General features: G+C 71.9%; 25 protein-coding genes. 8 read left to right on the top strand and 17 right to left on the bottom strand.

Translation table 11 applies throughout. From position 1 onward, the window contains the following. Positions 1-38: 38 nt before the first annotated feature. From IMZ35_RS24490 to IMZ35_RS24480, 3 genes are read left to right on the top strand one after another with little or no spacing between them, the layout of a single operon-like run. The gene (locus IMZ35_RS24490; RefSeq protein WP_199443540.1) at positions 39-788 is read left to right on the top strand and encodes an SDR family NAD(P)-dependent oxidoreductase; all 750 of its coding nucleotides are present in this window, start codon (positions 39-41) and stop codon (positions 786-788) included. Positions 789-813: 25 nt separating this feature from the next. Then, positions 814-1,725 carry an alpha/beta fold hydrolase gene (locus IMZ35_RS24485; RefSeq protein ID WP_199443539.1) on the top strand — a complete coding sequence of 304 codons (912 nt, stop codon included), beginning with the start codon at positions 814-816 and terminating at the stop codon, positions 1,723-1,725. Continuing rightward, positions 1,722-2,624 (top strand): NAD-dependent epimerase/dehydratase family protein, encoded by a 903-nt coding sequence (locus IMZ35_RS24480; protein WP_199443538.1) that lies wholly within the window; start codon positions 1,722-1,724, stop codon positions 2,622-2,624. Before IMZ35_RS24485 ends, IMZ35_RS24480 begins: the two co-directional genes overlap by 4 nt. Positions 2,625-3,309: 685 nt before the next feature. On the opposite strand, the gene IMZ35_RS24475 is transcribed toward IMZ35_RS24480, so the two are convergent. Both IMZ35_RS24475 and IMZ35_RS24470 read right to left on the bottom strand, forming a co-directional pair. Further along, complete coding sequence (locus tag IMZ35_RS24475; RefSeq protein WP_199443537.1) at positions 3,310-3,600, bottom strand: DUF3303 family protein; 291 nt, start codon at positions 3,598-3,600, stop codon at positions 3,310-3,312. Positions 3,601-3,908: 308 nt separating this feature from the next. After that, complete coding sequence (locus IMZ35_RS24470; protein ID WP_199443536.1) at positions 3,909-4,385, bottom strand: DUF6194 family protein; 477 nt, start codon at positions 4,383-4,385, stop codon at positions 3,909-3,911. 87 nt (positions 4,386-4,472) lie between these two features. Here IMZ35_RS24470 and IMZ35_RS24465 point away from each other — a divergent pair, with 87 nt between their 5' ends. After that, on the top strand, positions 4,473-5,210 hold the full coding sequence (locus IMZ35_RS24465) for a MerR family transcriptional regulator (RefSeq protein WP_199443535.1): 738 nt from the start codon (positions 4,473-4,475) through the stop codon (positions 5,208-5,210). A 357-nt stretch (positions 5,211-5,567) separates the two neighbouring features. On the opposite strand, the gene IMZ35_RS24460 is transcribed toward IMZ35_RS24465, so the two are convergent. Continuing rightward, positions 5,568-6,017 (bottom strand): MarR family winged helix-turn-helix transcriptional regulator, encoded by a 450-nt coding sequence (locus tag IMZ35_RS24460; RefSeq protein ID WP_199443534.1) that lies wholly within the window; start codon positions 6,015-6,017, stop codon positions 5,568-5,570. Positions 6,018-6,125: 108 nt separating this feature from the next. Here IMZ35_RS24460 and IMZ35_RS24455 point away from each other — a divergent pair, with 108 nt between their 5' ends. Beyond that, positions 6,126-7,085, top strand: coding sequence for an NmrA family NAD(P)-binding protein (locus IMZ35_RS24455; protein WP_199443533.1), 960 nt, complete (start codon positions 6,126-6,128; stop codon positions 7,083-7,085). Positions 7,086-7,239: 154 nt separating this feature from the next. Here the strand turns inward: IMZ35_RS24455 and IMZ35_RS24450 are convergent, their stop codons facing one another. The 12 genes from IMZ35_RS24450 to dgoD all read right to left on the bottom strand — a co-directional run bounded on the left by IMZ35_RS24450 (position 7,240) and on the right by dgoD (position 20,721). After that, positions 7,240-7,500, bottom strand: a complete 261-nt coding sequence (locus IMZ35_RS24450) for a hypothetical protein (RefSeq protein ID WP_307868717.1) — start codon at positions 7,498-7,500, stop codon at positions 7,240-7,242. Positions 7,501-7,589: 89 nt separating this feature from the next. Beyond that, positions 7,590-9,188 (bottom strand): glycoside hydrolase family protein, encoded by a 1,599-nt coding sequence (locus IMZ35_RS24445; RefSeq protein ID WP_199443532.1) that lies wholly within the window; start codon positions 9,186-9,188, stop codon positions 7,590-7,592. A gap of 29 nt (positions 9,189-9,217) precedes the next feature. Further along, a complete protein-coding gene (locus tag IMZ35_RS24440; RefSeq protein WP_307868716.1) occupies positions 9,218-9,817 on the bottom strand; it encodes a bifunctional 4-hydroxy-2-oxoglutarate aldolase/2-dehydro-3-deoxy-phosphogluconate aldolase in 600 nt (199 codons plus the stop codon). Further along, a complete protein-coding gene (locus IMZ35_RS24435; protein WP_199443531.1) occupies positions 9,807-10,577 on the bottom strand; it encodes an IclR family transcriptional regulator in 771 nt (256 codons plus the stop codon). Before IMZ35_RS24435 ends, IMZ35_RS24440 begins: the two co-directional genes overlap by 11 nt. A gap of 1 nt (position 10,578) precedes the next feature. Next, positions 10,579-11,529: a sugar kinase gene (locus IMZ35_RS24430; protein ID WP_199443530.1), complete on the bottom strand. Its 951-nt coding sequence runs from the start codon at positions 11,527-11,529 to the stop codon at positions 10,579-10,581. Next, positions 11,526-12,518: a Gfo/Idh/MocA family protein gene (locus IMZ35_RS30985; protein WP_307868714.1), complete on the bottom strand. Its 993-nt coding sequence runs from the start codon at positions 12,516-12,518 to the stop codon at positions 11,526-11,528. Before IMZ35_RS30985 ends, IMZ35_RS24430 begins: the two co-directional genes overlap by 4 nt. Continuing rightward, positions 12,515-13,414, bottom strand: coding sequence for an SMP-30/gluconolactonase/LRE family protein (locus IMZ35_RS24420; protein ID WP_199443529.1), 900 nt, complete (start codon positions 13,412-13,414; stop codon positions 12,515-12,517). Before IMZ35_RS24420 ends, IMZ35_RS30985 begins: the two co-directional genes overlap by 4 nt. Before the next feature lie 20 nt (positions 13,415-13,434). Further along, positions 13,435-15,828, bottom strand: coding sequence for an alpha-L-arabinofuranosidase family protein (locus IMZ35_RS24415; RefSeq protein WP_199443528.1), 2,394 nt, complete (start codon positions 15,826-15,828; stop codon positions 13,435-13,437). Then, positions 15,825-16,820, bottom strand: a complete 996-nt coding sequence (locus IMZ35_RS24410) for an ABC transporter permease (protein ID WP_199443527.1) — start codon at positions 16,818-16,820, stop codon at positions 15,825-15,827. Before IMZ35_RS24410 ends, IMZ35_RS24415 begins: the two co-directional genes overlap by 4 nt. Further along, positions 16,817-18,319, bottom strand: a complete 1,503-nt coding sequence (locus tag IMZ35_RS24405) for a sugar ABC transporter ATP-binding protein (protein WP_199443526.1) — start codon at positions 18,317-18,319, stop codon at positions 16,817-16,819. Before IMZ35_RS24405 ends, IMZ35_RS24410 begins: the two co-directional genes overlap by 4 nt. Then, on the bottom strand, positions 18,316-19,440 hold the full coding sequence (locus tag IMZ35_RS24400) for a substrate-binding domain-containing protein (protein ID WP_199443525.1): 1,125 nt from the start codon (positions 19,438-19,440) through the stop codon (positions 18,316-18,318). The genes IMZ35_RS24405 and IMZ35_RS24400 overlap by 4 nt, the downstream gene beginning before the upstream one ends. A 132-nt stretch (positions 19,441-19,572) precedes the next feature. Further along, entirely contained in the window at positions 19,573-20,721 is a 1,149-nt protein-coding gene (dgoD, locus tag IMZ35_RS24395; RefSeq protein ID WP_199443524.1) for a galactonate dehydratase, read from the bottom strand. 50 nt (positions 20,722-20,771) lie between these two features. On the opposite strand from dgoD, the gene IMZ35_RS24390 reads away from it, so the two are divergent. Genes IMZ35_RS24390 through IMZ35_RS24380 form a run of 3 tightly spaced genes read left to right on the top strand, consistent with a single transcriptional unit; the run spans position 20,772 to position 23,298 of the window. Further along, the gene (locus tag IMZ35_RS24390) at positions 20,772-21,497 is read left to right on the top strand and encodes a FadR/GntR family transcriptional regulator (RefSeq protein ID WP_199443523.1); all 726 of its coding nucleotides are present in this window, start codon (positions 20,772-20,774) and stop codon (positions 21,495-21,497) included. 1 nt (position 21,498) lies between these two features. Then, positions 21,499-22,266 (top strand): SDR family oxidoreductase, encoded by a 768-nt coding sequence (locus IMZ35_RS24385; RefSeq protein WP_199443522.1) that lies wholly within the window; start codon positions 21,499-21,501, stop codon positions 22,264-22,266. Further along, positions 22,267-23,298, top strand: a complete 1,032-nt coding sequence (locus IMZ35_RS24380) for an alcohol dehydrogenase catalytic domain-containing protein (protein WP_199443521.1) — start codon at positions 22,267-22,269, stop codon at positions 23,296-23,298. 425 nt (positions 23,299-23,723) lie between these two features. Here the strand turns inward: IMZ35_RS24380 and IMZ35_RS24375 are convergent, their stop codons facing one another. Next, positions 23,724-24,674: an AraC family transcriptional regulator gene (locus IMZ35_RS24375; protein WP_307868712.1), complete on the bottom strand. Its 951-nt coding sequence runs from the start codon at positions 24,672-24,674 to the stop codon at positions 23,724-23,726. Positions 24,675-24,736: 62 nt separating this feature from the next. Beyond that, entirely contained in the window at positions 24,737-25,429 is a 693-nt protein-coding gene (locus IMZ35_RS24370) for an SDR family oxidoreductase (protein WP_199443520.1), read from the bottom strand. Positions 25,430-25,641: the final 212 nt, after the last annotated feature.

The raw sequence follows: 25,641 nt of genomic DNA, 5'->3' as shown, positions 1-25,641 counted from the left end.
CTTTCTGGACAGAACAACCCAGAAAGTGAGGACGACCCGTGACTCCGTCCCAGCCGCACCACCGAACTGCCCTGATCACCGGAGCTACCGCGGGTATCGGGAGGGCCGTCGCCCGCCAGCTGGCCGCGGATGGCATCCACGTGCTCGCCCACGGCCGCGACCCCGAACGCGGCGCCCAGCTCGTGAAGGAGATCGCGGCCGAAGGCGGCTCCGCCCGGTTCCTGACCGCCGACCTGACCGGTTCCGCCGAGGTCCTGGCGCTCGCCGCAGCGGCGGGCGAGGTGGACATCCTGGTGAACAACGCCGGGATCTACGCCTTCACCGGCACCGCGGACACCACTGCGGAGAGCTTCGACCGGCAGTTCGCCGTCAACACCCGCGCGCCGTTCCTGCTCGTCGGCGCGCTCGCCCCGGCCATGGCCGGCCGCGGGCACGGCGTCATCGTCAACATCACCTCGACCGCGGCCACCTCGCCGGCACCCATCGGTGCCGCCTACGGCGCCTCGAAAGCCGCCGTCGAACTGCTGACCCGTTCCTGGGCGACGGAGTTCGGCGCTCGCGGCGTCCGGGTCATCGGCGTGTCCCCCGGCCCGGTTCGCACCGCGGGCACGACGGCCATGCTCGGCGACAACGTCGAGCTGCTCGGCCGTGCCAACCTCCGGGAACGGATCGGCGAGCCGGACGAGATCGCCCACATCGTCCGGTTCCTCGTCGACGCCGACAGCGGCTACATCAACGGCACCGTCATCGTCGCCAACGGCGGCGAGCCCAGTGCCCTGCCCGCCTGACCCGTCCTGAACAGGAGCACCTGCCATGCCTGAGTCCGCAACCACTCCCGAGCCCGACTGGCTTCCCGACGGCTTCGAGATCCGGACGGCCGACACCAACGGCGTCCGGCTCTCCGCCGCCCTGGGCGGCCGCGGACCCCTCGTGGTTCTGCTGCACGGCTGGCCGCAGACCGGCCGCGCCTGGGCCGAGGTCATGCCGGCCCTCGCCGAGCACTACACGCTGCTCGTCCCCGACCTGCGCGGAACCGGAGCCAGCGACCGCCCCGCCGACGGCTACGACAAACGCAACCAGGTCGACGACCTGCGCGGCACTATCGACGCGCTGGGCCTGACCGGCCCGGTGATCGTGGTCGGCCACGACATCGGCAGCATGGTCGCCTTCGCCTGGGCCCTGCACCACCCCGACGACGTCACCGCCGCCGTCCTCGTCGACGCCTTCCTGCCCGGTGTCGACCTGGAAGAGTCCATGAACGTCGTCACCGGCGGCAGCTGGCACTTCGGGTTCTTCATGGCACCGCACTTCCCCGAGATGCTGGTCGACGGCCACGAGCTCGAATTCTTCACGACGACGTTCAGGGCCCTGAGCGCGGAACAGGTCTTCACCGACGAGCACCTCGCGTTCTACGCGAAAGCCTACGAAGGTCGTGACCGCCTTCGCGGCGGCTTCGGCCACTACCGGACCCTCCTGGAGGACGGCCGGGAGAACCGCGCGGCCCTCGCCACCGGGCAGATGACCGTCCCGGTGCTGTCCATCGGCGGCCGGGGCTCGGTGGGGACGCGCACGACCGAGGCGTTGGAGCCGCACGTCGAGCGGCTCACCGGCCTCGTCGCCCCCACCGGCCACTTCGTCGCCGAGGAAGCACCGGAGTGGTTCGTCCGGAACGTGCGCGAGTTCCTCGCCGCCACGACGGACACCGTCGCGGCGGGTCGCTCGTGAAGATCCTCGTGATCGGCGCCACCGGCTTCGTCGGTGGCGCCGTCGCCCGCTACCTCCGCGGAGCGGGCCACGACGTCGTGGGCCTGGCACGCTCGGACCGGACCGCCGCACGGCTCGCCGTCCAGGACATCTCGCCACTGCGAGCCGATCTGGACTCCGGCCTCGCGAAGGTCCTCACGGCGGCGACGTCAGTGGACGCCGTCGTGGTCGCCGCCCAGTTGGTGCCCGAGACGGAAACAACCGTGGTCTCCGCACTGCTGGACACGCTGACCGGCAGCGGGAAGACCTTCGTGTTCACCTCCGGCAGCGGTGTCCTCATGCAGCGCACCGCCGGCGCCTGGAGCGAGGACACCTTCACCGAAGACGACCCCTTCACCGTCGAACCACTCGCGACGGAACGCCTAGCCGTCGAGAAGCTGGTCCGTGCTGCGGCGGAACGGGACATCCGCAGCGTGGTCGTCCGGCCCGGCCTCATCTGGGGCCCTGGGGACCACGGGCACGTGTCGATGATCTACCGGTCGGTCGCCCGCACCGGCGCCGCCTGCTACGTCGGCGAAGGGCTCAACACCTACAGCCACGTGCACGTCGACGACGTGATCCGCCTCTTCGAACTCGTCCTGGCCCGGGGCGCCAGCGGCGGGCTCTACCACGCGGTCGCCGGTGAGACACCCAACCGCTGGCTCGCCGAGGCCGTCGGCCGCGACCTGGACCGGCCCACCCGCAGCCTGCCGCCGGCGGAAGCGGCCGCCGTGTGGGGTGAGTTCGGTGCGCTCATCATGGGCGCCTCCAGCCGCATCCGCGCGCCACGCGCCCGTGAAGAACTGGGCTGGACTCCCCGCAACGACGACATGCTCACGATGGTCGGGGAGCCCCGCCTCCGCGAACTGGCACGGGGGTGACGTCGGTCGGCGCGGTGATGCGCGGGTTCCAGAACAGGTGACCGAGCGGTTGACCGTGCTTTCCCTCGTGGCGTGGAGACCTGAACCCGGAGAGACGGTTGGGTCGTGGGAGACAGGAGTCGCCGGTTCGATCCGGAGTTCCGTGCGGTGTGGATCGTGGTCGGGACCGGCGAGCCGGTCGCGCGGGATCTGGGGATCAGCGTCTGCACCCTGCACGACCGGGTGACGGCCGACCGGCAGGCCGGACGGGACGACGGGCCCCTGGACGAGGTCGAGCGCGAGGAGTTGGCGCGGCTGCGGGCCGAGCGGGCGCGGTGGGAGAAGGAACGCGCCGAGTTGGGGGTGGAGCGTGATGTCCTCAAGCGCTCGGTGGTCCTGCGGGTGAAGGACTCGGTGAACCGGTGCCGGACGCACACCCGGCCCACCACCACGACCGCCCCGGCGGCCCTGCCGTCACGTACCGCAGCACTCATCGGTCCCCCAGCCCTCACCGCGGTGGCGGGCGATGGTCACCCGAGGTGCCGGACGTCCTGGACCGGACTCGGAATGACGGCGGGGAGCACGGCCACCCCTTCCCCGGAATCAGCGCGACAGCACGATCACGGTCCCCGCCAACCGGTCGCGTGCTCGCAACGGCCTTCTGCCGGAGGGATGGGACGGGGAACTCGGAACCGCGCCCGCGCGATCAGCGGATCGACGCGAGTCCGGCTTGGACCTCCTCCCGATTCATCACGGGGGTCAACTGGACCTTCGCCTTGAGGCCGTCGAAGAACGGCTCCATCATCGACGGGATGCGCGACGGGTCGTCGAGGTCGAAGACCAGGAACATCGTGCGCACGCCGTCCAGGGGACCGAAGTAGGCCGCCTCCGGCTGGAGCCGCGACATGATCCGGTCCATCAACTGGCGCATGGCCCCGCTCCGGACGGCCTCGTTCCCGGCCTCGACGTCGATCTGTGCGATTGCGAGCATGCGCATGGCACTCGCCTCCTCTGCCGCGTCGGGCGGGACGCCCTCCGCACCCCGGTCACCCGGCGGTCGGCGATGACTTCAAGGGTACGAGCGCCCCGCGCTCCCCACCACCGCCAGCGCTCCGCCGCCCTCGCGGCGGCACCACGCTCGGCAGCGGTGGCACGACCCCACACCGCGGACACGGACTCCGCCACCGCTCGACGTCGGCCGGCTCGCCGAACTCCGACGCGGGGTTGGAAGCGGGTCGGCCGAAGTCGGCGCCCTCAGACCGAGGTGCGTCCGCGGGCCGGGAGTGGTCGGGGCGTCTCCCGTGCTCAGCGTGCGGTGGGGTCGGTCCGGCGCTCGTGGCGCGAGCGGGCGAGGTGGTGAGCCGTGCTCAGCAGCTCACGAGTGACCTCTTCGGTTCGAGTGCCGGGGTCGACCACCGCCAGCCAGCCGACGGCGCCGTAGACGGGGTGTGCGATCACGGTGTCGACGGCGCTGGGATCGACCTCGCTGGTGGCGGCTTCGCGTGGCGCGTGGCCGGTCCAGCGGACGAACGCCTCCTTGCCCGCGGCCACGTTCACGCGGAAGGCGCCCGGCCGGTCCAGACGCGATGCCTCGTCGCCGGGGTAGTTCTTGGTCACGATCGTCGCGAAGGGCTGCGCCGTCGTCGGGATGACGCCGTCGGGTGAGTAGTAGAAGAACGTGTCGCCCCACGCGATCTCCGGTGAACCGTCACCGGGCGTCGGTCGCAGGGTCAGGACGCCGTCGAGGCCGGTCACGAAGTCGATGATCTCTTCCGCGGTCATGTGCTCCAGCGTTACATTGACGTGCTTGTGGAGACTTCCAGGCCGGCACCGAGGGCATTCGGGGTGCCAGGTCTCAAATCAGGGGGAATGCGGACCGTCGACGTCGCGCGGCAAGCCGGGTGCTCGGTTCAGCAGGTGCGCAACCTCGAACGCGACGGTGTCCTGCCGCCGGCGACGCGCACGGCCACGGGTTACCGGGTCTACGGACAGGTGCACCTGCAGTCCGCACTGGCCTACCGGGCACTTGCGGTGGGCGCCGGTCCGGTCGAGGCCAAGAAGATCGTCCGTGCCGTCCACCGGTTCCCCGTCGCGCAGGTGGTGGCCCTTCTCGACGCGGTGCACGCCGGGCTCGACGCGGAGCGCAGGCAACTGCGGCGGGCCGAGGAGGCCGTCCGCGCGATCTCCGACGAGCCGATCGACGACGTGCGCGCATCGGACTCGATGAGCGTCTCCGAACTCGCCGCCGCCCTCGGCGTGCGCCCTTCGACGTTGCGGCACTGGGACGCCGAGGGGCTCGTCGTCCCCGACCGCGACCCCGTCCGAGGAACGCGGCGGTACGCACCAGCGCGGGTGCGGGACGCACGGATCGTGCACCAGCTGCGCCGGGCCGGTCACCGGATCGCGCCTCTCCGCGCCCTTGTGCCGGAGCTGCGGCGCGCCCACCGCCTGGAGGAGGTCACCTCCGCGCTGGCCGCCAGGGACGACGGCATCACCGCCCGCTCCAGAGCCCTCCTCGACGGTGCCGCCGCGCTCGGCGCCGCGCTGTCGCTCGCCGCCTCGGCCCACACCGGCGACCGCCCGCACGACGACCTCCGCGACCGGTGATGACAGACGAACCCGCAGGTCAGCGACATCTGCCCAGGCGGACACCGGGCTCGACCGCCGCTCCCGCGACCACGTCGGTCAGCTGTCGACGGTCCTTCGTCTGGCCGCACCCGAGACGAGGACGGTGTCCGCGCTGAGCGCGGACCCGGCGCGCGGGGATGACCTGCCGGCCGTCAGTCGCGACGTCGACCGCTTCCACCCGCTGCCGCAGCGCGCCGCAGCAACGCAGACGGCGGCGTGCCAGCGCTCCAGCCCCTCACACCGGACGTGCGAGACCTGTTCGGAACGACCGCGCCCTGCGCGCCCGGCCGGGGCTCGTCGTCACGAGTTCCGGGACTCACCACGGCCCCGAACCGCTCAACAGTTCGCCGGGGACCGCTGATCCTCCAGGCGTTCCCAGATCGCCCGCAACTGCTCCAGCTGCTCGGCGCTCAGCCGCCCGACGAACATCGAGCGCACGTCGTCGAGGTGGCGCGTGCGCGCCCGGTCCAGCAGTTGCCGGCCGGTCGGCGTGATGACCACGTCGAAACCACGCTTGTCCGTGGCCGACCGTCGCCGGGTGATCAGGTCCTGCTTCTCCAAGCGGTCCGCCATGCGGGTGAAACCGCCGGTGGACATCAGCCGGAGTGCCGCGAGATCGGACATGCGCACGCCCTGATCGCCCGCGTTCTCGAGCGCGGCCAGCACGCTGTACTCCGACATGGTGATGCCCGTCGACGCCAGGCCCGCCTCCATCGCGCGCCACAGCCGGTCGTGCGCGAGGAGGAAACCACCCCACGCCGCCTGCTCAAGGTCGGACAGCCTCATGGCAACACTCTACGGTCCGGCCCGCTGTGGCTCCTGTCACGTTGCCGTCCCACTCACCGCCTATATTGTTGCCTGCACAGGCAGATACTTGATCGGAGAGTGGCTCACATGACCGCACGTGACACGACCGTCCTGGTGGCGGGCGCGACCGGTGACCTCGGCAGTCAGATCGTGCAGAACCTGCTGGAGCGCGGCAGCACCGTCCGCGCGCTGGTGCGTCCGTCCTCCGCGGACGGCGGCGAGCGACTGCGCGGCGTGGCGGGGCACCCGAACCTGTCGCTGCGGGTCGGCGACCTCACCGACGGGGCGGCCTCGCTGGCCCCGCACGTCGACGGTGTGGACGTCGTCGTGTCGGCGGTGCAGGGCGGGCCGGACGTGATCGTCGACGGTCAGCGGGAGCTGCTGACCGCGGCGGCCGCGGCCGGTGTGCGCCGCATGATCCCGTCCGACTTCTCGATCAACCTCTACGGCTACGAGTACGGCGTCAACCTCTACTCCGACGTGCGCCGGAAGTTCTCCGAGGAGTTCCGCGACAGTCCGGTGCTGCGGACCTCGGTGACGGTCGGCGCGTTCCCGGAGTACTTCCTGGCCCCGCTGCACGAGGTGCTCGACGTCGCGGCCGGCACGTTCTCGATCTGGGGCGACGGCACGCAGCCGATCGACATCACCACGATTCCGGACACCGCCGCGTACACGGCCGCCATCGCGCTCGACCCGAGCACGGCGGGCCGCGACGTGCACGTGGTCGGCCAGCAGCTGTCCCTGCTGGAGTTGCACGAGGAGGTCGAGGCCGCGTCGGGCCGTCCCTGGCGACTGGTCCGCAGGGGTTCGCTGGAAGATCTGCAGGCCGAGATCATCCGGCGCCAGTTCGTCGCGACCAGCCCGTTCGAGTACCTCGCGCTGCAGTACCAGACGGTCATGTACAACGGCCGGGCCTCCGTCGTCGACGTCCGCAACGCCGACTACCCCTCCGTCGTCCCCACGTCGGTGGCGACGTACCTCGCGGGCCCCGGCGCGACGCACCTCGCGCGCTCCCCCGAGAACACCGCGTCTCAGCAGAGCACCTGACGCCCTCGCCGCACCAGGTCGTGCGCCGGTCTCACCCGACGACCAGCGCCCGTACCACCGCCAGGAACCCCGGCCGGCTGCGCCGAGCTGGATCACGGCAGTGGCGATGACGCCCGCACGCCCCGGGGCGCGTGCTCCACCGCGGCGGTCACGGTCAGCAGGCGGACCGCTGCCTTGGACGCCTGGTAGGCCGAGGCGGCTCCGCTGCCGATCGCCCCTGGACGGACTCGGTGGTGACCACCGAGCCGTTGCCGCTGGCGCGCAGCGGCGGCACGGCGTTCTGCACGCCCGGCCGGGTGCCGGTCTGGTCGACCGCGATCACCCGGTCGTCCCACGACCACCGCCGAAGGGTCGTCCCGGAACCGAGGCCCCGGTCCTGCGGCAGGAACTCCCACAGGACCGGGGTGTGCGGCACGCACAGGGATTTCGCACGACTCGTGCCGGTCCTGCACCCGCGTCCGGCCGGGATCGCGGGGCGGCACGAACAGCACGTCGACCGTCCTGTCAGGACCTCCGCCGGACGGACACGGCGCCGAAGGAGGAGCGGCCGGTGTGCGTCGAGCACTGGAGGCCCACGTAGCTGGTACGCGGGATCAGGGTGGGGTCCACCGCGGTCAGGACGAGGCGATCTCCGTCGTGCAGCGTCAGCGTGGACCCGATCAGGGTGAAGCGGAGCCGACGGGTTGTGCCGGGCACGACGGCGGCGGCGTCCCCGACGCCGGCGATCTTGGTGTTCACGCCGTCGGCGACGACACCGATCGCGTACTCGTCGCCCCACGAGGCGATGCCCGCGTAGTAGTAGCTGTCCCGGCCGGTGCACCGGGCCATCAGGACGGTGTCGCGGTCGGCGACGTCGGCGCTCAGCGGGGTCACGTCGGCCGCGAGCTCGTAGTCGGGGAACGGGATCGCGACGTTGCCCTGGAGGGTTTGCGGTGAGCCGGGTACGCCGTTGCCCAAGGTGGTGGCGCGGTTGCCGCCCACCGTGAACGACGCGCCGCTGGGGACCGCCCACCCCTGCGTCATGGTCCACTTCGCCGGGTCCACGATCTGCTGGGCCTCGCGCCAGACGGCCAGCTGGATCGTCTCGTTCCAACCAGGACGGTTGTTCTTCACGTTGTAGTACACGTGGTCCACACCCGCGTGCCGGACGACGAACTGGCGGTACACCATCGAGTCCTCCGGCCCCCCGGCCACACCGAGGTCCAGTTCGTGGGCGGAGCGCGTCAACTCCCACGTCACGCCGTCGCGCGACAACAACTTCCCGCCGCGCGAGGGGTAGTCGGCCTGCCAGCCCACGACGCGCATCTCGTAACCACCGTCGCCGGTGCGCCGGACGTTCGGGCCACCGATGCCCAGCGACGCCCAGCCGCCGTCGCGCATCGGACGCACCACGGGATTCGCCGGGTGCTTCGTCCACGGCCCGGCCGGGTGCTTCGCGGTGGCGTAGCAGATGTACTCGGGTTCACCGCCCGCTGACGCGATCTTGCCCGCCGTGTACCAGATCTTCCACGTTCGCTCGCCCCGGTCGTACATCAGCGCCGAGTTGTAGACGTAGTCGTCCTCCCACGGCATCGTCGACTCGAGCACGACACCGTGCTTGGTCCAGGGACCACCCGGCGCCGACGCCGACGCGTAGTGGACACGGCCCCTGCCCTCGCCGTCGATGCCGAAGTACGTCATGTGCCACGTGCCGTCCAGGTGCACGACGCTGGGCTGGTTGAGGTTGTTGCGGTCGCTGTCCAGCGAGCGGACCAGTACCGGTTCCGGCGCCTTGGTCCACTTCCGGCCGTCCTCGCTGGTCGCGTAGCCGACGAAGTACAGGGAGCCGTACCACATCTTGAACCGCGGACCGCCGCCCTCGTCGTAGACCAGGCACGGGTCCTGGAGCAGCGAGGTCTCCCAGGGCAGCGACTGCTGCATCACCACCCCCTGCCGCTGCCATCCCGCCACCGGGCCGAAGGTGTCGCGCAGGAACTCGTGTCCCGCGCGAGCGGCGGTCGCGGACGCGGTGCTCGTCGGGAGGCCAGTGGTCAGGCCCGTGGTCAGGCCCGCCACCGTCGCGGCGCCCGCGCCGAGGACGGTGCGGCGAGAAGGATGGGACATCGTCGTCTCCAGTTCTGCGGTGGGATGGTTCAGCGCGCGAGGGATCTGATGACCTCCGGGTCGGCACCGGTGAAGGCGCTGCCGAGCGACACGGCGCTCGCGCCCGCGTCGAGAAAGGCGGCGGCGTTGCCCGCGTCCACTCCACCGGTCGCCACGAAGCGCACACCGGGGAACGGGGCGCGCAGCGCGGTGAACCACGCGGGCGTCAGCAGGGAGGCGGGGAAGGCCTTCTGCCACAGACATCCGGCGGCGAGCGCGGCGGAGACCTCGGTGCCGGTGGCGACACCGGGCAGGTGCGGGACGCCCGCTGCGGCGGCTGCTTCGACCACACCGAGGTCGAAGCCGGGCGCGACGGTGAACTCGACTCCGAGCGCGTGCACCGCGCGGAACACCTCCGCGGTGGTCACCGTGCCCGCGCCGATCCGCACGGTCGGACGATCACGCGCCCAGTCGAGCGCCGCGGTCAAGGACGGCCCGGACCGCTCACCGTGCCAGGGAACCTCGACCAGCTCGACGCCGAGGGACACCGCGCGCTCGCACAGCCGCACCGTCGTCGACGGATCGTGACCGCGCAGGATCACCATGACCGGGAAGTTCCCGAGGTGGGTCGTGAAGAGGTCATCCGGCACTGCGGCTCACCCCCGCGGGCCCGCTCCAGCCCAGTTCCCGCGAGATCTCCGAGGCCACCTCCCACAACCGGGGCACGTGGCGGCGGAGCTTCTCCAACCGTTCGATGGCGCACAGCGCCGAGATCGACACGCCCGCGCGGATGGAGCCGCTGCCGTCGCGGACCGGGACGGCGATGCAGGCGAGGTAGTTCTCGTACTCGCCGTCGTCCACCGCGTACCCCTGTCTGCGGACCTTGGCCAGTTCGGCGGTGAACTCGGCGCGGTCGGTGATGGTCGAGTCGGTGAACCGCTCGAACGACGCCGACGCGAGAACCGCTTCGCACCGGTCGGGCGGCAGTCCGGCCAGGATCGCCTTGGCCACGCCGGCCGTGTGCACCTGGACGGGCGCGCCGATGCGAGACGCCATCCGCACGGCGCCGTTGCCCTCGACCTTGTCGACGTAGACGATGTCGTGCCCGTCGAGCTGAGCGAGGTGGACGGTGTGCCCGACCTCCCGCCCCAGCAGCTCCAGCTTGGGCCGGGCAGCGGTGCGCAGGTCCATCCGGTCCAGCGTCTCCACGGCCAGACCGATCAACCCGTAGCCGATGGTCCAGGTGAGGTCGTCGAGCCTGCGCACCAGGCGGTGCCGCTCCAGTGTCTGGAGCAGGCGCAGCACGGTCGAGCGGTGCACGCCGAGCAGCCCGGCGAGGTGGGGGAGCCGCTGCGGGCCGGGCGCGCAGGCGTCGAGGATGGCGGCGGCCCGGTCTACGGACTGGGACATGTCAGCTCCCTGCTGCCGTGGCCCGGGCCGCCTCGCGGACCAGGTCAGCTGGCGGACGGGTGGTCGTGACGTGGTCGGACAGCGACGTGAGTGCGGCCTCGGCCATCAGGTGCCCGAGACGCAGACGTGCCGGGTGCGGCAGGTCGATCAGCATCGCGTGCAACCACCCGGCCGCGAAGGCGTCGCCTGCGCCGACCGGTTCCACGACCTGCACGGGTAGCGCGGGCTCGGTGAACCGACCGTCCGCGGTGAACGTCGTCGCGTCGACCGCTCCGTCCTTGACGACCAGGGTCTGCGGTTCGGGAAGCAGGTCGCGCACCTGGTCCGGGGTCGTCGTCCCCCACAGCGCGGTCGCCTCGTCGAGCCCGACGAACACCACGTCCGCCTGCCGCGCGAGACCGCGCAGGGTCAGGGCGGCCTCACGGGGGTCCGCCCACAGCACCGGCCGGTGGTTGACGTCGAAGCTGGTCGACACGCCGAGTTCGGGCGCGACCGCGAGCGCGTGCCCGACGGCGTCCGCACACGACACCGACAGCGCGGGGGTCACACCGGACAGGTGCAGGTGCCGGGGGCGCGCGGCGAACGCCCGGTCCACGTCGGCGCGGGACAGGTGCGACGCGGCGGACCCGTCGCGGTAGTAGGTGATCCGCGAGCCGTCCGCCGCCGGGTCCTTGAGGAAGAACCCGGTGCGGTTCCGGTCGCGGCGCAGGGTCAGCGACACGTCCACCCCGGCGGCCGCGACGTCGTCGAGCACCCTTGCGCCCAGCGCGTCGTCGCCGACCAGGCTGACCCACGCGACCGTGCTGCCGAGCAGCGCGAGGCCCTGCGCGACGTTCGACTCCGCGCCCGCCGTGGTGAGCGCGAAGCTCCCCGCCGAGCGCAGGGACCTGCCGTCGGCGGGAACGAGCTGCGCCATGCTCTCGCCGAGGCACGCGGCGTCCAGGCGCCTCATGCCCGCTCCACCGCGACGGGGGCGCCGTCCCGCTCCAGCGAGTCGACGGCGGCCAGGACGACGGCCAGGTCGTCGAACCCCTCCCGTCCCGGCACGACCGCTTCGCCGCCGACGCGGATCGCGCGGAGCCAGTCGTCGACCACGAGCCGATGACTGTCGTAGTAGTTCTCGGCGCCCCGGCTCTCGCTCCCGTCTGGCGTCCAGAGGCGGCACGCTCCCCCGGTGCCGCCGTAGTCGACCACGACGTCGAGCCGCCCGCCGGTGCCCACCACCGTCGCCTCGGTCTGCACCGCGGGTCCTGGACTGGACCAGGTCAGCAACGACGTCGCGATCCCGCCGCTCGTCATCCGGAGGGTCAGCACCACGGCGTCGGAGGCCCTGCCTCCCGCCGGGTGCGCCGTCACCACCTCGACGGGGCCGCTCAGGTGGCGGATCAGGCTGACCTGGTGGGTCCCCTGGTCGAGCAGGACGCCGCTGGAGGGCCCCTCGCCCCGGCGCCAGCCGTCGCGGATCCACACGCCGTCCACCCGGTAGGCGCGGGTGGACAGGATCGCGAGCACGTCGCCGACCTCCCCGGCGTCGAGCGCCGCACGGGCGTCGAGCACGGCCCGCAGGTGCGGGTAGTTCTCGGCCACCGCGAGGACGAGTCCGCTGTCCACCGCGGCCTCCACCATCCGCCGCGCTTCCGGCAGGCTCGTGGCGAGGGGTTTCTCCACCAGCACGTGGCAGCCCGCTTTCAGCGCCTCCAGCACGACCTCCGCGTGCAGGTGGTGCGGCACGCGCACGTCGGCCGCGGTGGCGCCGGTGACCCGCAGCGCCTCTGCCAGCGTGGCGAACGGCGCGGCACCGGTCACCGCCGCGACCCTGGCCGCGCGGCCGAGGTCGGGGTCGACGGCGGCGACGAGCGTCGGCGCGTCCGGTCCGGCGTACACGGAGCGGGCCACGATCTCGCCCATCGCGCCGCACCCCACCAGGGCGATCCTGGTCACGAGTTGCTCCTCTCGGGTCGGAACCGGTCGGCGGGCAGTCCGGTGACTGCCGTCCGGACCGCGAAGACCTTGCCCGCGTGGGGTTCCGCGGCCGACCGCTCGGGAGAGAAGTTCTCCTGCGAGGTCGTCACGAACAGCACCGACAGGTCCGGGCCGCCGAAGCAGCAGCTGCTGACCTGCGTGGCGGGCACGTCGACCCGCTCCAGCACCTCCCCGCGCGGGCTGAACCGCACCACGGCCGAACCACCCCACAACGCGATCCACAGGCAGCCCTCCGCGTCCGCGGTCATCCCGTCGGGCGCGCCGAGGTCCGGGTCGATCCCGAACGCCGCCTCCCGGCGGAGCAGGCGGCTGTCCCGGTCCAGCTCGACCAGGTCGACACGCTGGGTGGGCGTGTCGACGTAGTGGAACGCGTCCTGGTCGCGCCAGGCGATCCCGTTCGAGATCGTCACGTCGCCGAGCACGCGCTCCGTCCGGGTGCCTTCGAGCCGGTACAGCGACCCGGCTCCCGGCGTGCGGTCGTGGGCCATGCTGCCCGCCCACATCCGGCCGCGCGGGTCGCAGCACCCGTCGTTCATCCGGGTGCGTCCACCGTGCACCCGTTCGGGTTCGGCCAACGTCGTCACGGAACCGTCGACGCCGAGCAGGGCGAAGCCGAACTCGCTCGCGACGACCCAGCCGTCGTCGGGGGACGCGCACGGCACGACCGCCCCGACGGCTTGACCGAGTTCGTGGGTGCGAACGAGGTCGAGGCCGCCGGAGGACCACGCGGCCCGGTGCACGAGCCCCGCGTAGAGGTCCACCCACACCAGCTCCTGGCGCACGTCGTCCCACAGGGGCCCCTCGGCGTGCTCGGCGCGCGCGTCGAGGACCGCTTCGGCCTGGTGTGTCAGCATCTCGTTCCTCCCCCTGGGTGCTAGCCGCGCAGGCGCAGCGACGTGTACGAGTTGGCCGGGAACGTGTGGGTGAGCGTGGTTCCCCCGGCGATGTGGACCGTGGAGTCGTGCGGCACCACGTTGTGCGGGTTGCCTGCGGTGTTCACGCCGTTCGGCCGACCGTCCAGGGTGGTCACCGCAGCCGTGTCGGCGCGGAACCCGTCGAGGCGGACGGTGTAGGTCAGCGACTCGCCGGTGGCGTTGACCACGTCGATCGACAACTGCTCTCCGTCGGCCGAGGCGAGCGCGGTGGCGTTGACGAGCGCGTTCCCCCCGGTGATGTCGGCGCGGACCACGTCGGGCAGCCACGACTTCGCCTTCATCTGGTGGACGTAGTAGGGCGGCTGGCCCCAGACCGCGTTCTGGTTCAGGAAGATCAGGCCCTGGTTCCAGCCGTTGTCGTTCTGCCCGTCCACCTGGAGGGCGTTGGCCGACGACACCACGTCCACCTTCGGCCTGCGCTGCAACGCGTTGATCGTGTAGGCGTTGGCCAGTGCGCGGGCCAGGTCGTGCCGGTCGGCGTTCAGCTCGAAGACGACCACGCGGTACTGGGCGCCGGGGCTGATCCGGCCGAGCTGGTCGACGTAGCTGTCCAGCGCGCGGATCTGCGACTCCACACCGTCTGTCTGCTGCGTCCACAGGTGGATGTCGAAGTCGACCACGGCACCGTACTGCTTCGACAGGTTCAAGATCTTCTGGTGGGCGGCGAGCGTGTTCACCTTGCCGCCGCCGGTGAAGCGGAACGGGTCGACGATCACGTCGCTGTAGGTGAAGTCGCCGACCACGAGCACGATCGTCGGGTCGTAGGACCAGACGACGTCCGCGAGCGCCTTGAACTTCTGCCAGTAGGTCTCGTCGACGGCGTTCTCGTTGCCGAGCTGGATCCGCCGCACCGAGTACGGCGCGGGGTGGCCGTCGGCGGCGCGCCGTGCGCCCCACTCCGAGTTCGTCGGACCGTACAGGTACTGGAGCAGGTCGGCCACGTCCTGGGACGTCTCGTCGATGTTGAGCGACGGGACCGCTTCCACGCCCATCGCCTCGCCCAGCTGGAGGAACTCGAAGATCCCCCACCCGTTGGACTCGTACGGGTACCAGAAGCCCCTGGTCACGGGGCGCCGCACGACGTCGCCGATCATCGCCTTCCAGCGGTACTCGGAGACGTCGCCGCAGCCGCTGTTGGCGCACCCGCCGAACCGGATGGCCTTCAAGCCCTGCCGCACCATCGCGTCGACGACGTCCTTGCGCACGTGCTGGCCCTGGAAGCGGCCCCACGCGCCGGGTTCCAGGAAGGCGTAGCCGATGTCGACCGTGCCTGGCCGGGTCAGTTCGACGACGAACCGGGCGTGCGCGTCGGTCGCGTTCGGGGTCAGCGTGAACGTGGCGGTGCGCCACCCGGCTCCGGAGGCGCGGACCTCGGCGCGGGCGTGGGTGCGGCTGCCGTCGGCGTTCTGCAGGGCCACGCGCACGGTGTGGTCGGTGCGGAGCACGATCGTTCCCTCGTAGGGCCTTCCCGCCACGAGGCCGAGCCCCTGCCGGTTGAGCCCCCGGTTCTCCACGCCGACACCGCCGCGCCCGGAGACGAACCGGACGCGCTGGGCCTGCTCGCCCTTGAACGGGTCCGTCGTGTCGAGGGCGTACTCGCCGCGCGCGTCCCCCGTGGAGGTCGCGCGCCACATCCCGCTCACACCGGGCTGGTACGCGGGTTCCGCGAACGCCTCGCCGAACACCATCTGGCTGTAGAGACCGCCGTAGATCTCGTGGTTCACGTCCTCCAGGCCCGCGGCGACGTGCGTGTTCGGCACCCGGCTGACGACGTCGTCCGCGTGCACGGTCAGCTCGCGGACCAGTTCGGTCGGCACGAGCTTCCACGTCTGTCCGGCTCGTCCCGCGGTGCGGCTCCAGAGCTGGGTCTCGGTGCCCGCGGCCGTGGACCCGTCCTCGGTGGACAGCAGGCGCTGACCGGTCCCCCGGTTGGCGACGGTGACCGCACCGCCTCCGACGTCGTCGATCCGCCACTGCTGGTCGGGGTGAGTACCCAGGTAGTCCCACAGGTGCACGACCGCACCGTCACCAGAAGCACCGTTCACGGTGGACAGGGACTTCCCGTTGCCGTCGTTGACGATCCGGCGGAACCCGTCGCCGAGGTCGACGATCCGCCACAGCTGGCGGCGGTCGCCCGCGTAGGAGTCGATCGTCATGACCGGGTCGCCCCCCGCACCGGTGGCGCTCAGGACGTGACCGCTGGACTCCTCGACGAGCGTGTAGGTGAGCTCGGGCGCCGCGGTGGCCCTGGTGACGGTGACAACACTCGCCACGAGGGCGACCGCGAGGGTGCTGAGCAGGAGGCGGGCCATCCGCTCCCTCCCCCGGGTCATCGTCGGTTCCGTTCGAAGCCCCGGCTGCGCAGCCGGTCGGTCACCACGGCGACGGCGAGCACCGCGCCGAGCACGATCTGCTGGTAGTAGGGCGACACGTGCAGGATGACCAGCCCGTTGTTGATGAGGACGAGCAGTATCGCGCCGAAGGCGACGCCGACCACCCGGCCGACACCGCCCGCGAGGCCGACACCGCCGATCACGGCGGCGGCGATGGCGTTCAGCTCCCAGCCGGTGGCGATGCTGGGTTGGCCGACCGTCAGCCTGGCCGTCACCAGCACGCCGACGGCGGCGGCGCACGTGCTGCTCACGACGTAGGCGAGGATCACGCGACGCCGGGTGCGGATGCCCGCCAGCCGCGCGGCCTCGGCGTTGCCGCCGACGGCGTAGAGCTGACGGCCCTGGTAGGTGCGTTCGAGGAACAGCCAGGCGAGAACGCACGCCCCGACGAACAGCAGGGTCGGCACGGGGACGCCGGCGATCCGGTACTGCGCGATGCCGGTGAACACCGTGCCCACGCCGTCGATCGGGAAGCCCTCGGTCAGCGCCAGCGCGGCGCCCCTGGCCGCCACGAGCGTGACCAGCGTCGTCACGAACGGCGGCACCCCCAGCACCGTGACCGACAGGCCGTGCACGACGCCGATCACCGCGCCGGTGACCAGGGCCAGGGCGATGGCGATCACGTCGGGGAGTCCGGCGTGGACGTTCAGCCAGGCCGACCACACCCCCGAGAGCGCCACCACGGACCCGACGGACAGGTCGATGCCGCCGGTGATGATGACGAAGCTGACGCCGAGCGCGAGCAGTCCGTACTGGGCGAGGTCGACGCCCATCGTCTGGAGGTTCGGCACCCCGGCGAAGTTGCCGTTGGCCAGGGCGAAGACGGTGAAGGCCACCGCGACGGCGATGACCACGCCGATCTCCTTGCCGCGCAGGAACGCCCCGCCGAACGCGGTCTTCGGTGGTGGGGTCTCGATCAGCGACGAGGTCACTGCGCGGCTCCTTCCGGTACGTGGTTGGCCGCCGTCATCAGCGCGTGCTTGCTGTAGTCGGACCGCGGGATCGTGGTGACGAGCCGCCCGCCCGCGAGCACCGCGGTGCGGTGCGCCAGTCGCATCAACTCCTCCAGTTCCGAGGAGGCGATGACGACGGCCGTCCCTCGGGCGGCGAAGGACTCGACGAGGTGGTAGATCCCGGCCTTGGCGGCCACGTCCACACCGCGCGTGGGTTCGTCGAGCAGCAGCAGCCGCGGTTCCGCGGCGAACCAGCGGCCGAAGACCGCTCGCTGCTGGTTGCCGCCGGACAGCGTGCCGATCGGCTGCTCCTGCGTGGCGCAGCGGACCTCGACCGCCTTGCGCACCTCGTCGGTGAACGTCCGTTCCACCGCGGGGTCGAGCCAGGACCGGTGGGCGATGCGCGGCAGGGCCGCGAGCGAGATGTTCCAGCGGACCGGAGCCAGCGGCAGCAACGACTGCCGCGCGCGGTCCTCCGGCACCAGCCCGACACCGGACCGCACCGCGTCGGCGGGGTGCTTCGGCGCGTAGGGCCTTCCAGCCAGGCTCATCGTGCCGCCGGTGGTCCGCACGGCACCCATCAGGGCGTGGACCAGTCGGCTGCGCCCGGACCCCATCAACCCGGCGACGCCGAGGATCTCGCCCCGGCCGACGTCCAGATCGATCGGACCGATTCCGGCCGCCTCCAGCCCGCGCACGGTGAGCACGGGACCGCCGACCGCGGGCGGCGGGTCGCCCTCCACCAGCACTTCGGCCTCATCACCCGCCATCGCGCGGATCATCGCCTCGGTGGTGGCCCGCTCGGGCGTCAGGTCCGCGACGAGCCTGCCGTTGCGCATCACCAGCACGCGGTCGGCGATCTCGCGGACCTCGTCGAGCCGGTGCCCGATGAAGATGACCGCTCGTCCCTGCGCGGCGAGGTCCCTGGCGACGCGGATCACCCGCCGGGACTCGACCGGCCCGAGCGCGGAGGTGGGTTCGTCCAGCACCAGCACCTTCGGGTCGCGGCCGAGCGCCTTCGCGATCTCCACGAGCTGCTGCTGCGCGACCGGCAGCCTGGACACCGGCTGGTCGAGCGGGACGTCCGCGCCGATCAGGCCGAGCACCTCCCCGGCTGCGCGCTCGGTCGCCCGGCGGTCGAACAGCACCCCTCCCACGCCCGCACGGCGGCCCAGCATCAGGTTCTCCGCCACGGACATCTCCCCCACCAGCGGGAACTCCTGCGACACTGTCGCGACACCGAGTTCCTGCGCGTGCGCCGGGTCGCCGTTGCGCAGCTGCCGGCCACCCAGTTCCACGTGGCCGGCGTCGGCGGCGGTGGCTCCGGTCAGGACCCGGACCAGGGTCGACTTGCCGGCCCCGTTCTCGCCGAGCAGCGCCACCACCTCCCCGGCGGCCAGGGACAGCCGGTCGACGTGCAGCACCTCGACGGTGCCGTAGGTCTTGCGCAGCCCGGTGGCGTCGACCAGCGCCGTCACGAGGTCACACCCAGCTTCTTCAGGTCGTCGAGGTAGGTGGGCAGGTTCTCGGCGGTCACCAGGCCGATGCCGGAGCTCAGCGTCGTGGCTCCGTCCTGCTCCTCCAGGTAGGGCTTCAGCAGCGCGTCGGTCGCGTCCTCGCCGAGCACCTTCATGGCGGTGAGCACGTACACGCCGAGGTATCCCTGCTGGTAGGGACGTTGGAGCACCATCGCCTGGATGGTGCCGTCACGGACGAAGTCGACGGTCTTGGGCTCGGCGTCGTCCGCGACGATCTTCACCTGCCCGGACTTGCCCGCGGACTTGACGGCCTGGCCGGCGGCGGGACCGTCGTAGGACCAGACGGTGTACATCCCGGTGAGGTCGGGATTGGCCTGGAGAGCGGTCTGCGCGTTCGACAGCGCTTTCGACGGGTCGGCGTCGTCGTTCAGCGTGTCGACGATTTCAATGCCACTTCCCTCTAGCGCCTCGGTGAATCCGGCGATGCGCTGGGTCGCATTCGCGGCGGTGAGTGAACCGGTCAGAACGGCGACCTTCCCCGATCCGCCGAGCAACTTCTTCATCGCTTCTCCGGCCTGCCGCCCGGCCTCGGTGTTGGGCGTGCCGAGGTACACCACCGGGGCGGGCGTGCCGGACAGCGGCGAGTCGATCGCGACCACGCCGATGCCCTCGTTCTGCGCCGCGCCGACCGGACCGCGCACGGCGGCCGGGTCGACCGCCGAGACCGCGTACCCGTCGACCCTGTCGGCCCTCAGGGTGTCCAGGATGGACAGCTGGGTGTTGAGATCACCACCGGCCGGGGCTTGGAAGTCGGCCTGAACACCCAGCTTCCTGGCTGCGTTCTCCATCCCCGTGCGACCTTCGGCCCAGTAGGCCGACGGGCTGTTGATCACCATCGCGACTCGGACGCCGCTGGTGTCCCTGCCCTCCAGCGCCGTTTCGATCGCCTCGGCCAGTTCCCCGAGCTTCGCGTCGTTGAACGCGGTCGAGCCCTCCAGGCCGACCGGGGCGGCACCGCTCCCACCCGCCACGTCGTCGGCGGCGGAGGTGCACCCGGCGAGGAACAGGAAGGACACCGCGGTGATGGCCGTGGCGCTTGCTCGAACGCGTCTGCGGATCATGTCGAACCCCTCCGTTGCACCATGCGCACACCCTTGTGCGAATTAAGCACGTTCGAGCGAACAGTGCGCGGGGACCCGGTGACAGTCAAGATTTTCCGCGTTATCCACCGCTCGTGTTGCGCCCTGTGCACATCACCATTCCGCGAAGGACCCGTCGGGGTGGTTCCAGGTCGGCGTGCGCCACTGCCCACCGCGCTCGTGGGCCTTCCGGACCGAGGCCTCGTCGATCTCCACGCCGAGCCCCGCCCCCGTCGGACGCTCCACGTACCCGTCGGTGAAGGTGAAGACCTCCGGGTTCGCCACGTGGTCGAGCAGTTCGGCGGTGCTGTTGTAGTGGATGCCGAGCGACTGTTCCTGGATGAGGAAGTTGGGTGTCGCGAAGTCGACCTGGAGGCACGCGGCGAGCGCGAGCGGACCGAGAGGGCAGTGCGGTGCGAGGAACGCGTCGAAGGTCTCGGCGAGCGCGGCGATGCGCCGGACCTCGGAGATGCCGCCCGCGTGCGCGAGGTCGGGTTGCACGACCCGCACCCCGGCCTGGAGCACGGGCAGGAAGTCCGACCGGGAGAACAACCGCTCGCCGGTGGCGATCGGGGTCGTGGTGGACTCCACGATCCGGCGCAGGTTGGTGTGGTTGTTGCCGGGCAGCACCGGCTCCTCGACGAACAGCGGCGCCAGGGGCTCCAGCGCTTCGATCAGCCGGGGCGCGACGGCGGCGCTGACCCGGCCGTGGAAGTCGACGGCGAAGTCGTTGCCCCCGCCGAGCGCCTCGCGGACCTGCCCCGCCCGCTCCACGACCGCCGCCACCTCGTCCGCGCTCGGAATCGGCCCGAACTGCGCGGTGGCGTTCATCTTCACCGCCGTCATCCCCGCGTTCCGCTGAGCCTGCGCCGCGGCGGCGACGTCGTGCGGTGAGTCGCCGCCGATCCAGCCGTAGACCCGGACGCGGTCGCGCACGTGGCCGCCCAGCAGTTCGTGCACCGGCACGCCGTGCAGCCGCCCGACGATGTCCCACAACGCCTGGTCCAGCGCCGCGACGGCGGAGGACAGCACCGGACCGCCGCGGTAGAAGCCGCTCTTGACGAGGCGCTGCCAGTGGTCCTCGATCCGGCGCGGATCGGTGCCCACGAGCTGCTCGGCCAGCGCCGCGACCGCCGCCCCGGTGACGTCGGCGTACCCCTCCAGGCCGCCCTCGCCCCACCCGCACACGCCGGCGTCGGTCGACACCTTCACGAACATCCACCGAGGAGCCACCTGGAACGACTCGACCTCCGTGATGCGCATACCGACCCCTTCATTAGAGTATGATTAATCATACTTATTTTGGAGGCGATGTGAACCCTCTCCACGACCGCGGCGGCTCCGGCCTGCACGCGCGGGTCGTCGACGCCCTCGGCAGCCGCATCGCCGACGGCGGCATCCCGCCCGGCTCGGTGCTGTCGACCGAGGCCGTCGAGCAGGACCACGGCGTGTCCCGCTCGGTGGTGCGCGAGGTCGTGCGCACGCTCACCGGACTGGGCATGGTGGAGGCCCGCCAGCGCGTCGGCACGACGGTGCTGCCGGTGTCCTCGTGGGACCTGCTGGACCCGAGGGTGATCGCGTGGCGCGACGACGGCCCCGACGCGCTGCGCCAGCTCGACGAGCTGATCACCCTCCGGGAAGCTCTGGAGCCCGTGGCGGCCCACCGCGCAGCGGCGAACGACGACGGGTCCACCGCCGCCGCCCTGCGCGAGCACCTGGCGCTGATGGACGAGGCGTTCGAGGCGGCCGATCCGCGGGGTTTCGCCGCGGCCGACACCGCGTTCCACGGTGCCCTGCTGCGCGGTGCTCGCAACGACGTCCTCAGCCAGCTCGTGCAGACCGTGCACGCCACGCTGCACGCCCGGTACTCGGGCCACCGGATGTTCAGCGACGACACCCCGGAATCGCTGACGAGGCACCGCGAGCTGGTCGACGCCGTCGCGAGCGGCGACGCGGCGCGCGCGGAGGCGGTGTCGCGAGCGCTGGTGCGAGCGGCCCGCGTGGAGGTCCTGGGCGGTACCGACGAGGGGAAGCGCTGACATGACGTCGTTCGACCTGACCGGAAAGCTCGCCCTCGTCACCGGCTCGCGGCGCGGCATCGGCCGTGCCGTCGCGCGCGCCTACCTGGCCGCGGGAGCCCGTGTCGTCCTCAACGGCCCGGACGCCGCGCGTCTGGAGCCCGTCGCAGCCGAACTGCGCGCGCTCGCACCCCCGGACACCGTGCTCACCAGCGCGTTCGACGTGACCGACGAGTCGGCCGTCCTCGCCGCCGTCACCGAGCTGACCGACCGGCACGGCTGTCCGGACGTCCTGGTCAACAACGCGGGCATCCAGATCCGCGGACCGTTGACCGAGATCTCCCTCGCCGACTGGCGCCGAGTCGTGGACGTCGACCTGACCAGCGCGTTCATCGTCGGCCGCACGGTCGCGCGCGGCATGGTCGCCAGAGGTAGCGGCAAGATCATCAACATCTGCTCGGTGCAGAACCACCTGGTGCGTCCCACGACCGCGCCGTACGCGGCGGCCAAGAGCGGACTCGGCGGGCTCACGCGGTCCATGTGCGCGGAGTGGGCGCGCCACGGCGTCCAGGTCAACGGCCTCGCGCCGGGCTACCTCGACACCGACCTCAACGCGAGCCTCGTCGAGGACGCCGAGTTCACCTCGTGGATCACCTCGCGCACGCCCGCCGGCCGCTGGGGCCGCGTCGAGGACGTCACCGGTCCCGCCGTGTGGCTGGCCTCGGCCGCGTCGGACTTCGTGAACGGCCAGGTCGTGTACGTCGACGGCGGCCTGACGGCGGTGATCTGAGTGACGGTGATCCCGATGGGCCTCGCGCTGACCGTCCTCGGTCCCGGACGCCTGGAACTCCGCAGGTGGCCCGAGGTCGAGCCGGGTCCCGGCGACGCCCTGGTCGACGTCGCCTACGGCGGGATCTGCGGCTCGGACGTGCACTACTGGCAACGCGGCGAGGTCGGCGAATCCGTCCTGCGCGACCCGATGGTGCTGGGCCACGAGATCGTCGGCACCGTGCGCCACGCCGCCGCCGACGGCTCCGGACCGCCCGCGGGCACGGCCGTGGCGGTCCACCCGGCGCAGACCTGCGACGTGTGCCCGCACTGTCTGGGCGGCCGGTCCAACCTGTGCGCCGAGCTGCGCTACCTGGGCAGCGCCGCCCGCCGCCCGCACACCCAGGGCGGGTTCGCCGAACGGCTCGTCGTCCCCGGTGCTCGCCTCACGCCCGTGCCGGAGGGACTCGACCTGCGCACCGCCGCGCTGGCCGAACCCGCCTCGGTGGCACGGCACGCCCTGGCCCGCCTCGTGGACGGGGTGCGCGGCCGCACCGTCCTGATCACCGGAGCCGGTCCGATCGGGTTGCTGACCGTCGCCCTGGCCCACCTCGGCGGAGCCGCGGACATCATCGTCACAGACCTCCACCCACGCCCGCTGGCCATCGCGAGGAGAGTCGGGGCGACGCACACCGTCGAGGCGGGCAGCGACCTCCCCCCGGTGGACGTCGCGCTGGAGTCGGCCGGCTCTCCGGCCGCCCTGGCCGCCGCCTTGCGGGCCCTGCGTCCCGGCGGCACCCTGGTGCAGACCGGCCAACTGCCCTCAGCCGGCGTCACAGCACCGTTCCACCTCGCCGTGACGCGCGAACTCTCCATCACCGGCTCCAGTCGCTTCGCGGGCGACATGACCGACGCACTGGCGGTCATCAGCGCCCACCGGGCGTTGTTCGCGCCGATCATCTCGGCCGAGCACTCCCCCGGCGACGCTGCGGCGGCCCTCACCTCAGCCGCAGACCCGGCCACGTCGAGCAAGGTCCTGCTCCGCCTCGGCTGACCGGGGTCCGGCCGGGGTGAGCGCCGGAGTCGGCGGTGAGGGCACGCCCCGATCGACGTGCAGGAGCCGCTGCTGCCCCGTCCGTCGCGGTCGGGCCGGAGCGTTGACGTGGACTCCACGATCGCCGTCGACCCTCCGGCCGAGGCGGACATCGCGTACTGGGCGGACGAGGCGCGGGCGGCCCGATCCGGATTCCCGCCGGTCCGGTGGGACACCTCTCGCCAGGACAGCAGGCGGTCGACCGCTCCCCCGTCCGCGTCCGCGCGCTCGACCACGCGCCGCCCCTCCCCCAAGACCTGGCGACCACTGCGCAGACTCCGCTGCTCCACCGCCCGCACCACCGACCTGCCCCGAGCCGTCCTCGTCCTTCACCTCGCGGCCGAGCGAGGGTGGAACGGGCTCGGTCCCCCGTGTCCGACGGCGGCTCAGCCGCTCGGCGTCCTCTCCGGGCGGCGGCGGCGGAGGCGTGCCGCGATCCGGTACTCCCCGGGGGCACTTCCCCGGATCCGTTTGAACGCGCGGCTGAAGGCGTGGGGGGAGGAGTAGCCGACGGCCTTGGCGATGCTCTCGACCGGTTCGTCGGTGTCGCGCAGGCGCAGGACGGCGAGGTTCATCCGCCAGCGGGTCAGGTACTCCCCCGGTGGCTGACCGAGCGCGTGGGGGAACCGACGGGCCAGCGTGGCTCGGGAAACCGCGATGTGGTGAGCCAGGCTCGCCGTGGTCCACGGCTTCTCCGGCGCGGCGTGGATCGCTTCGAGGGCGTCACGCACGACGGGGTCGACGACAGCGCCGAGCCACGAGGCGGGCCGCTGCTCGGGTTGCTCGTCGAGCCACGCGCGGATGAACTGAACCAGCAGGAGGTCGATGAGACTGTTCACCGCGGCGACGGTGCCGACACCGGGACGGCTCAACTCCCCGGCGAGCAGGCCGATGGTTGCGGTGAGCGACGGGTTGTGGCGGGCCGAGAGCGACATCGACGTTCCCAGTACCGTGCGGACGGGTGTGTCCACCTCGGGATCCTGCTCGTAGTGCAGAGTGATCAACTCGGTCTCGGGCGGTCGGGTGCCGAGGGTGACGAGGTCACCACGCTCACGCGACTTCTCCGCAGAGGCGGCGTCGCACGCCCCCATGCGCACGCCCGGCCCGCTCGACAGACCGTGCCGGGTGCCCGGCGGGAGCAGGACGACATCACCGGCCCGAAGTCGCGTCGGTGTCGCGCCGGGGACGAGGAGCCAGGCACTGCCGCTGACGACCGCGTGCAGCGCGGCTCCGGGGAAGTCGTCGAGCCGGAGCCCCCACGTTCCTCCCGCTGCCGTGCGGGTGCCCACGGAGCCGCGGGCACCCGAGACGCGCAGCGCGTCGGCCAGAACGTCCACGTCCCTGCCAACACCGCGGGGAAGGACGGTGATTCCGGGCGCGGGCGGCATCATGACGCTGATCACGGCACGAACACGCCCGGCTTCTCGGCCACGGAGGCCTTGGCCCGGCGGCTCATGTCGTCCGTGGTGACTTCGATCTCACCGTTCTCGAGCGCGTCGAGCACGGCACTCACGAACTCCGCAGGTGAGCTCTTCTCCACGTCGATCGCGGCGCTCATGTCGGTGTCGACCATGCCGACGTGCGCGCCGAGAACCTGGGTGCCCTGGCCCGCGAGTTCCATGCGGACACCGGTGGTCAGGCTCCACTGCGCTGCTTTGCTGACCGCGTAGGAGCCGCTGCCGGGGAAGGTGAACCACGACGCCGCGGACAGGACGTTGATGATGCCTCCACCGCCGACGCGCCCCAGGCCGGGTGCGAACGCGCGGGTGACGTCGAGGGTGCCGAAGACGTTGACGTCGATCTCGGCACGCATCTTCGCAACGTCGCCGTCGACGAGGTTCTGCGCGTTGGCGATGCCGGCGTTGTTGACGAGCAGGGTGACGTCGCGAGCCTGCTCGGCCGCGGCGGCGACCGACGCGGGGTCGGTGACGTCCAGGACCAGCGGCACCGCACCGGGAACACCGGGGGCGACACCGCGCCGGGACGCGGCGTAGACCTTGGCCGCACCGCGCTGCAGCAGCAGTTCGACGAAAGCGGCACCGATCCCCCGGTTGGCGCCGGTGACCAGGGCGATGGAGTTCTCGATCTTCATGGTGTCGTCCTCTTCTGGGTGTGTGCGGTGGTCGGGTCGGAAGCGGTGTGCGGCGGGGCGTTCGAGGGTGCGGATGCGAGTCGCGACGCCTTGCACGAAGGAGCACAGGAGCGGTTCGGCGGTGCCGACGTGCCCACCGACGGGTGTTGCTGACGACCGCTGCTTCCCGTTCTCCCCCGGCGAGATCCCCACCGCGCGGACGCGTGGCGACC

This window comes from Umezawaea beigongshangensis (assembly GCF_016464305.1).
Taxonomy (GTDB): Bacteria; Actinomycetota; Actinomycetes; order Mycobacteriales; family Pseudonocardiaceae; genus Umezawaea_A; species Umezawaea_A beigongshangensis.
The sequence above is the reverse complement of the archived record's forward strand: the minus strand, read 5'-3'. Positions and strand labels throughout refer to the sequence as shown.

Excerpts from the sequence above, each read along its gene's own strand:
- IMZ35_RS24470 (WP_199443536.1), bottom strand. The coding sequence starts at position 4,385 with ATGACCGCGGAAGAGATCATCGACTTCGTGACCGGCCTCGACGGCGTC.
- IMZ35_RS24435 (WP_199443531.1), bottom strand. The coding sequence starts at position 10,577 with ATGTCCCAGTCCGTAGACCGGGCCGCCGCCATCCTCGACGCCTGCGCG.
- IMZ35_RS24455 (WP_199443533.1), top strand. The coding sequence starts at position 6,126 with ATGACCGCACGTGACACGACCGTCCTGGTGGCGGGCGCGACCGGTGAC.
- IMZ35_RS24460 (WP_199443534.1), bottom strand. The coding sequence starts at position 6,017 with ATGAGGCTGTCCGACCTTGAGCAGGCGGCGTGGGGTGGTTTCCTCCTC.
- IMZ35_RS24420 (WP_199443529.1), bottom strand. The coding sequence starts at position 13,414 with ATGCTGACACACCAGGCCGAAGCGGTCCTCGACGCGCGCGCCGAGCAC.
- IMZ35_RS24485 (WP_199443539.1), top strand. The coding sequence starts at position 814 with ATGCCTGAGTCCGCAACCACTCCCGAGCCCGACTGGCTTCCCGACGGC.
- IMZ35_RS24445 (WP_199443532.1), bottom strand. The coding sequence starts at position 9,188 with ATGTCCCATCCTTCTCGCCGCACCGTCCTCGGCGCGGGCGCCGCGACG.
- IMZ35_RS24370 (WP_199443520.1), bottom strand. The coding sequence starts at position 25,429 with ATGAAGATCGAGAACTCCATCGCCCTGGTCACCGGCGCCAACCGGGGG.
- IMZ35_RS24385 (WP_199443522.1), top strand. The coding sequence starts at position 21,499 with ATGACGTCGTTCGACCTGACCGGAAAGCTCGCCCTCGTCACCGGCTCG.
- IMZ35_RS24415 (WP_199443528.1), bottom strand. The coding sequence starts at position 15,828 with ATGACCCGGGGGAGGGAGCGGATGGCCCGCCTCCTGCTCAGCACCCTC.
- IMZ35_RS24430 (WP_199443530.1), bottom strand. The coding sequence starts at position 11,529 with ATGAGGCGCCTGGACGCCGCGTGCCTCGGCGAGAGCATGGCGCAGCTC.
- IMZ35_RS24475 (WP_199443537.1), bottom strand. The coding sequence starts at position 3,600 with ATGCGCATGCTCGCAATCGCACAGATCGACGTCGAGGCCGGGAACGAG.
- IMZ35_RS24400 (WP_199443525.1), bottom strand. The coding sequence starts at position 19,440 with ATGATCCGCAGACGCGTTCGAGCAAGCGCCACGGCCATCACCGCGGTG.
- dgoD (WP_199443524.1), bottom strand. The coding sequence starts at position 20,721 with ATGCGCATCACGGAGGTCGAGTCGTTCCAGGTGGCTCCTCGGTGGATG.
- IMZ35_RS24465 (WP_199443535.1), top strand. The coding sequence starts at position 4,473 with ATGCGGACCGTCGACGTCGCGCGGCAAGCCGGGTGCTCGGTTCAGCAG.